Origin of the sequence: Synechococcus sp. R55.2 (assembly GCF_047462075.1) — a bacterium.
Taxonomy (GTDB): domain Bacteria; phylum Cyanobacteriota; class Cyanobacteriia; order Thermostichales; family Thermostichaceae; genus Thermostichus.
In genome coordinates, this window is sequence record NZ_JANSIH010000248.1 from 1 (window position 1) to 4,925 (window position 4,925).

Here is a 4,925-nt window from a genome sequence, read left to right on the forward strand (position 1 = left end):
CAAACAAAGCCTTTTCCTGAGCTTTGCTGGGATACAGTCGAAAGGTCTGCCTTCTTGTTGCCATGTGCACACTCTATCCCAGTTCTGAGGGCTTTATCCCCCGAACAACCGATCCGGTGGTGCTATCCATCCCCACTCTACAGAGGGTGGGGAACTCCGCACGTTTTGTTAACAAATCTACAATACCCTGATTTTAGTTGACCCTTTGCAGGGATCCCGCTAGGGGGCAATGGTAATGGGCGAGGGGCTGGTTTGGGTGGTCTTTTGGCCCCCTCTTTGCAAGATCACCTCGATGATGCCGTTGTTGACCGGCTGCATGTTGAAGGGCAACTGCTGCTGGGTTTCGTATAGGCCCGGCGCCACCTCCCGCATTTCGACTTCCGGCGTTACCCCAACAATCCGAAAAGCAGCCCGCCCCCCCGGATCCCCTCGCATGGTGACTTTGAGAATTTCTCCCATGCGCAGATTGGTGCTGTTGGTGGTGACACTGAAAATCTGGGGCAGTCCCGTGGCGACGGGTGCGGAAACCGGCTGAATGGTGGAGCGGGTTCCTCTGGAGCCATCGATGGAAAAAGGAAAAATCTCCCGATGTTCCTGGCTGAGGCCGTCCTTGGTGAGCACAATCCGCAAGGTGGGATTGTTGGCCTGGTGGGTGGGGGCCACCACGTAGGTGCCTTCGTAGTGGTTGGGTCGTACCTCCCGCATCGGCTGGTTCAGGGCCAGATTCCCCAGATCAAACTGGGCGATCCCTCCGGACTCTCCCCAAATGGCAATGGTGAGAATATCCCCTTCCACCAAGTCGCGCTGGGGATCCAAGCGAATGGCCTCAATGCGCGGATAGCGATTGCCGGCTGCAGTCAAAGGGGCAGGGGACGGCTGCGGCAGAGGAGCCGGGGGCGGAAACACCGACTCCACCGGCGGGGGAGCGACATTGCCCAAGGCCAGTTGAGGTAGCCGCCGTTGAACGCGGGTACTGACGCCATTGAGGGTCAATTGAATGCTGATGTCGGGGCTGAGGGCGCTGTCCTGAGGGCTAAGGCTGTAAACTGCGCGGTAATAGCCGGGCTGCACCTCTTGCATCGGCAGACCCTGAACCACGCCGCCGATATCGACCGTAGCCCTGCCGTTGGGAGTGGCCTGCGCTTCAATGGTCAAGGTTCCCCCTGCAGGAACACTTCCTCCCTCGGGAGTGATCCGCGTTTGGAAGATTTCGGGTTGGACGGTCTCGGCCACCGGAGCCGGGGAAGGACGCAACTGGGCCACAGGGGGTGGCAAGGGCGGAAGCTGACCGCGATACACCAGGGCCTGATGCAACAACACCGCCCCTTCTGCTCGCCTCAGCACGCGATTGGGCTGAAGACGAGCTGGATCCGGCACATTCACCAGCAGCCCCGCTTCGCCTGCCATGGCCACAAAAGCCCGCCCTACCTCCGGCACATCAGCCGCATCGGTGTACAGAGCCATCCAGCGCTCAATATCGGCCTGAGTGGGAGCAGGCAATTGCAGAGCCCGCACCAAAATGGCCAGGGCTTCCAGGTGGGTGATATCCCCTTGCGGGCGAAACTCGTTGCCCTCGTATAGGCGCATGGCCCCCGCCTGCAGCACGGCTTGGGCAGTCCAATAGTCGGGGGTGTTGGGCTCCAGGTCGCGAATCTCCTGCACCTGGTTGGGATTGGGGATGTAACCGAAAAACTCCGTCAGCCACTGGGCCAATTCCAAGCGGGTCAGGGTGGCCGACAGAGGTTCTTGGGTGATCACCACATCCGTCTGACGCTCCAGAGCCGCCACATAGGCATCGGCCCAGGCCAGCGAGGCTTGCTGCTCCACCCCTTGGGCCCAAGCCGGCAAGCTGACACCCGACCAGCCCAGCGTCCAACACAAGCTCAGAGCTAGGGGCCACGAGCACCGCATAGCTGTCACTCCTGTTCCAACAACATCCCCTCAGGGCCAGCTTATCTCAAACTTCCGCCGTGTCCCCAAGCCCTCGATACCCGTTGGGATTGCGCCCTTTGGCAGTGAGATTCTGAAAACTCGGGTGAGGAGGTTGGTCACAGGAACCCCATAGGAGATTTTACTTATCCAAGACAAGATTGGGATCCGGCTTGGCAGCAAAGGGGCTAAGCGAATGTCTTGCAACTTGTAGTTGTGCATCCAAATCTTTATCATTGTGTTATAGACTCAGAAAGTTCAGAAAGCACTTTTGCCCCTACCCTAGGGAGGAGTTTCATGGCTGGCAGCACCGGAGAGCGACCTTTTGTCGATATCATTACCAGTGTCCGCTACTGGGTTATTCACGCCCTGACCATTCCCGCTTTGTTTTTGGCAGGCTGGCTTTTTGTGAGCACTGGCCTGGCCTATGATATTTTTGGCACCCCGCGCCCCAATGAGTATTTCACGGCAGAGCGCCAGGAGTTGCCGATCGTTAGCGATCGCTTCAATGCTCTGGAGGAGCTGGAGAGGCTGACTCGCTAGGAGTGCCCGTGGGTAAGTGGACTATTCGTTGTTGCAATTTGTAAGTTGATTGAGCTTTTTGCGTAGGGTGATATCTATGGCCAGTAAATCTGATGAACCCGTTTTTTACCCTGTTTTTACCGTCCGTTGGCTGGCGGTGCATACCTTGGCGATCCCAACGGTTTTCTTCTTGGGAGCCATTGCTGCAATGCAGTTTATTCAACGGTGAACCCAATGGCTGATCAACCCGAAAGGAATCCCAACTCCCAACCGGTGGAGCTAAACCGCACTTCCCTTTACCTGGGTTTGCTGCTGGTGTTTGTGGTTGGGCTGTTGTTCTCCAGCTACTTTCTCAACTGAGGCCAGGATCCCACTCTGCTCTTCTTAGAGTTGAAAGGGGCTGGCAAGGGATACAGTTGGCTTTTGGCCAGCTTTTGTTCCCTTATTACCGAAAATGTAATTGCTGCTAGTTCCGTCTTTAGTTCTTTTGGAGACCAGTTGCTATGACCAGTCAAGCAAGGATCCCTTTGTGGATAGTGGCCGTGGTTGCCGGTTTGGGTGTGCTCACGGTAGTTGGGCTTTTCTTCTATGGCTCCTATGTGGGCTTGGGCTCGAGCCTGTAAGTTTGAGGTTTTTAGTCTGTTAGTCTGGTAGTAGCCCGCAATAGGTAGGGGTACAAAGCCGCATGGTTTTTATGGCCTAGCTGAATTCAGTTAGGCTTTTCGATGCTGTTGTATCTACCACTTTTTCCGGGGCTACCCATCACGTTGAAATCCTTTTTGGTGACCAATGCAGGGGAGTCTGTTCCAGTTCCCCAGTATTATCGCCAAGCACAAAAGCGGTTACAGAGATTACAGCGGTCATTATCCCGCAAGAAGCAAGGGTCAAACCGCCGTAAGAAAGCCTTAAGGCGAGTGGCGAAGGCCCATCTCAAAGTAGCCAATCAGCGCAAGGATTTCCACTACAAGACAGCCAACTGGTTGTTAGGGTGAGTGTTGAGAGGATGTCACAAGAGCTATCTCTGTGTTAAGCGAGCATGAACTTTTTTAACGATCCGGGTGGTGGTTGCCGAGAGGGTAACTTAGGCCCCGTAGAATGAATCGCAAAATTCCAGGCAGGACATTCGGACATGGATTACATTCGCACCTTTAACGACGATCCCTGCGAGGGGCATCTTTCGACGCCCATCAGCGATTCTCCTGTCACCCGTCTGTTTATCAACAATCTTCCCATCAACCGTCCTGGTTTATCGCCGCTGTTGCGGGGTCTAGAAATTGGGCTGGCCCATGGCTATTTCTTGGTAGGGCCAGAAATTGTGCTGGGGCCGCTGCGGGATTACCCTGAGGCAGCTAACTTAGGCGGGCTGGTTACGGCGATGGCGATTGTGCTGCTGGGACCCGCCTGCATGTCGGCCTATGGCAGCGTTACCTTCGGAAACAAGCCGGAGACGCCGGGGGCCGCTCCTCTGGCTACAGCTCGGGGTTGGGGGGATCTGACGGCAGGATTTTTCTTGGGAGGTATGGGTGGCGTGTTCGCTGCCTATTTCCTGCTGGAGAACTTTGCCGGGATCGACGCCATCTTTCGAGGGCTGGTGAATTAGTTGTCAAGTTTGTCAAGTCACTTGAGAGGAGCAAAATCATGACCGGTTCTTACGCTGCTGCTTATCTTCCTTGGATTTTTATCCCCATTGTTGGTTGGCTGCTTCCTGCAGTGGGCATGGCAGTGCTTTTTTTGTACATTGAGCGGGACTAGTCCCGGAGTGCTTTGATACTCACTAGTGCTGATTAATTTCAATTACTTCAGGCTAGAGATCAACCCCAGATATTGAGGCAGGGATCCCTTTTTTAGGGATCCCTCTCTTTTGGTCAGGATGATTTCCATCCGCGCTACCAGAGTCCCGAAAGGCGAAGGCTGTCCCCTCACCTCTTTTTTTTAGGAAGGGAGCATTTCCAAAGGACTTTAGATTGGAGCAGGATCCGGCGAGCTGATCCCAAGCCAACAAGGGGAAGGGCAGCTTCCGCAACACCCTTGCAACTTCAACGAGAAGGAGGAGTCGATGGCCAGCCTTAACTTTCCAACCCTGCGTATTGGGGATCCCATTCAAGAGGGCAGTTTCCAGGTTTTCCCTCTCTTTTCTCAGGGGGAGCAGGAAGTTGCCTATCGCCTTCCAGATCTGCAAACCAAGGAAGCAACCATCACCGAGGTGAGCGAGGCCGGAGCAGTACCTCACCTGGTTGTGGAAAACCACAGTGAGTTCCTATTGCTGCTGGGAGTACCGAGCAGAGTCCCAGCGGGGCGACCAAGGCTCAGCTCTGTTCCATGACGGGAAGGTGGTTTATCTCTCGGCAGTCTCTCGGCGGTAGTACCGAACTCCTCGCCTAAACCCGTTCCTCCTGCAGGGGATCCCTAGAAATTGGAAAAAGAAATTGGAAAGAAAAAACATCCTGAGTTAGCTCGGTCACCGCCTGTTTGGC

The 4,925-nt window shown here is 55.1% G+C and carries 9 protein-coding genes; 8 read left to right on the plus strand and 1 reads right to left on the minus strand.

What is annotated here, in order from left to right; genetic code table 11:
- Positions 1-219 precede the first annotated feature (219 nt).
- On the minus strand, positions 220-1,911 hold the full coding sequence (locus NW838_RS08425; protein WP_414427855.1) for an S-layer homology domain-containing protein: 1,692 nt from the start codon (positions 1,909-1,911) through the stop codon (positions 220-222).
- A 315-nt stretch (positions 1,912-2,226) separates the two neighbouring features.
- Between NW838_RS08425 and psbE the strand changes: the two genes are divergently transcribed.
- The 8 genes from psbE to NW838_RS08465 all read left to right on the plus strand — a co-directional run bounded on the left by psbE (position 2,227) and on the right by NW838_RS08465 (position 4,774).
- Positions 2,227-2,472: a cytochrome b559 subunit alpha gene (psbE, locus tag NW838_RS08430; RefSeq protein ID WP_011433109.1), complete on the plus strand. Its 246-nt coding sequence runs from the start codon at positions 2,227-2,229 to the stop codon at positions 2,470-2,472.
- Positions 2,473-2,548: 76 nt separating this feature from the next.
- On the plus strand, positions 2,549-2,680 hold the full coding sequence (psbF, locus tag NW838_RS08435) for a cytochrome b559 subunit beta (protein ID WP_414356645.1): 132 nt from the start codon (positions 2,549-2,551) through the stop codon (positions 2,678-2,680).
- 5 nt (positions 2,681-2,685) lie between these two features.
- On the plus strand, positions 2,686-2,811 hold the full coding sequence (locus NW838_RS08440) for a photosystem II reaction center protein L (RefSeq protein ID WP_011433111.1): 126 nt from the start codon (positions 2,686-2,688) through the stop codon (positions 2,809-2,811).
- A 143-nt stretch (positions 2,812-2,954) separates the two neighbouring features.
- On the plus strand, positions 2,955-3,074 hold the full coding sequence (locus tag NW838_RS08445) for a photosystem II reaction center protein J (RefSeq protein WP_414356643.1): 120 nt from the start codon (positions 2,955-2,957) through the stop codon (positions 3,072-3,074).
- 102 nt (positions 3,075-3,176) lie between these two features.
- A complete protein-coding gene (locus NW838_RS08450; protein WP_414356642.1) occupies positions 3,177-3,443 on the plus strand; it encodes a transposase in 267 nt (88 codons plus the stop codon).
- 137 nt (positions 3,444-3,580) lie between these two features.
- Positions 3,581-4,051 (plus strand): photosystem I reaction center protein subunit XI, encoded by a 471-nt coding sequence (locus tag NW838_RS08455; protein WP_414427856.1) that lies wholly within the window; start codon positions 3,581-3,583, stop codon positions 4,049-4,051.
- 38 nt (positions 4,052-4,089) lie between these two features.
- Positions 4,090-4,203 (plus strand): photosystem I reaction center subunit VIII, encoded by a 114-nt coding sequence (locus NW838_RS08460; RefSeq protein ID WP_011433114.1) that lies wholly within the window; start codon positions 4,090-4,092, stop codon positions 4,201-4,203.
- Positions 4,204-4,507: 304 nt separating this feature from the next.
- Positions 4,508-4,774, plus strand: coding sequence for an ARPP-1 family domain-containing protein (locus NW838_RS08465; RefSeq protein ID WP_414351045.1), 267 nt, complete (start codon positions 4,508-4,510; stop codon positions 4,772-4,774).
- Positions 4,775-4,925: the final 151 nt, after the last annotated feature.

What these genes read in the sequence shown, in the direction of transcription:
- NW838_RS08425 (WP_414427855.1), bottom strand. Translation starts at nt 1,911, where the DNA reads ATGCGGTGCTCGTGGCCCCTAGCTCTGAGCTTGTGTTGGACGCTGGGC.
- psbE (WP_011433109.1), top strand. Translation starts at nt 2,227, where the DNA reads ATGGCTGGCAGCACCGGAGAGCGACCTTTTGTCGATATCATTACCAGT.
- psbF (WP_414356645.1), top strand. Translation starts at nt 2,549, where the DNA reads ATGGCCAGTAAATCTGATGAACCCGTTTTTTACCCTGTTTTTACCGTC.
- NW838_RS08440 (WP_011433111.1), top strand. Translation starts at nt 2,686, where the DNA reads ATGGCTGATCAACCCGAAAGGAATCCCAACTCCCAACCGGTGGAGCTA.
- NW838_RS08445 (WP_414356643.1), top strand. Translation starts at nt 2,955, where the DNA reads ATGACCAGTCAAGCAAGGATCCCTTTGTGGATAGTGGCCGTGGTTGCC.
- NW838_RS08450 (WP_414356642.1), top strand. Translation starts at nt 3,177, where the DNA reads ATGCTGTTGTATCTACCACTTTTTCCGGGGCTACCCATCACGTTGAAA.
- NW838_RS08455 (WP_414427856.1), top strand. Translation starts at nt 3,581, where the DNA reads ATGGATTACATTCGCACCTTTAACGACGATCCCTGCGAGGGGCATCTT.
- NW838_RS08460 (WP_011433114.1), top strand. Translation starts at nt 4,090, where the DNA reads ATGACCGGTTCTTACGCTGCTGCTTATCTTCCTTGGATTTTTATCCCC.
- NW838_RS08465 (WP_414351045.1), top strand. Translation starts at nt 4,508, where the DNA reads ATGGCCAGCCTTAACTTTCCAACCCTGCGTATTGGGGATCCCATTCAA.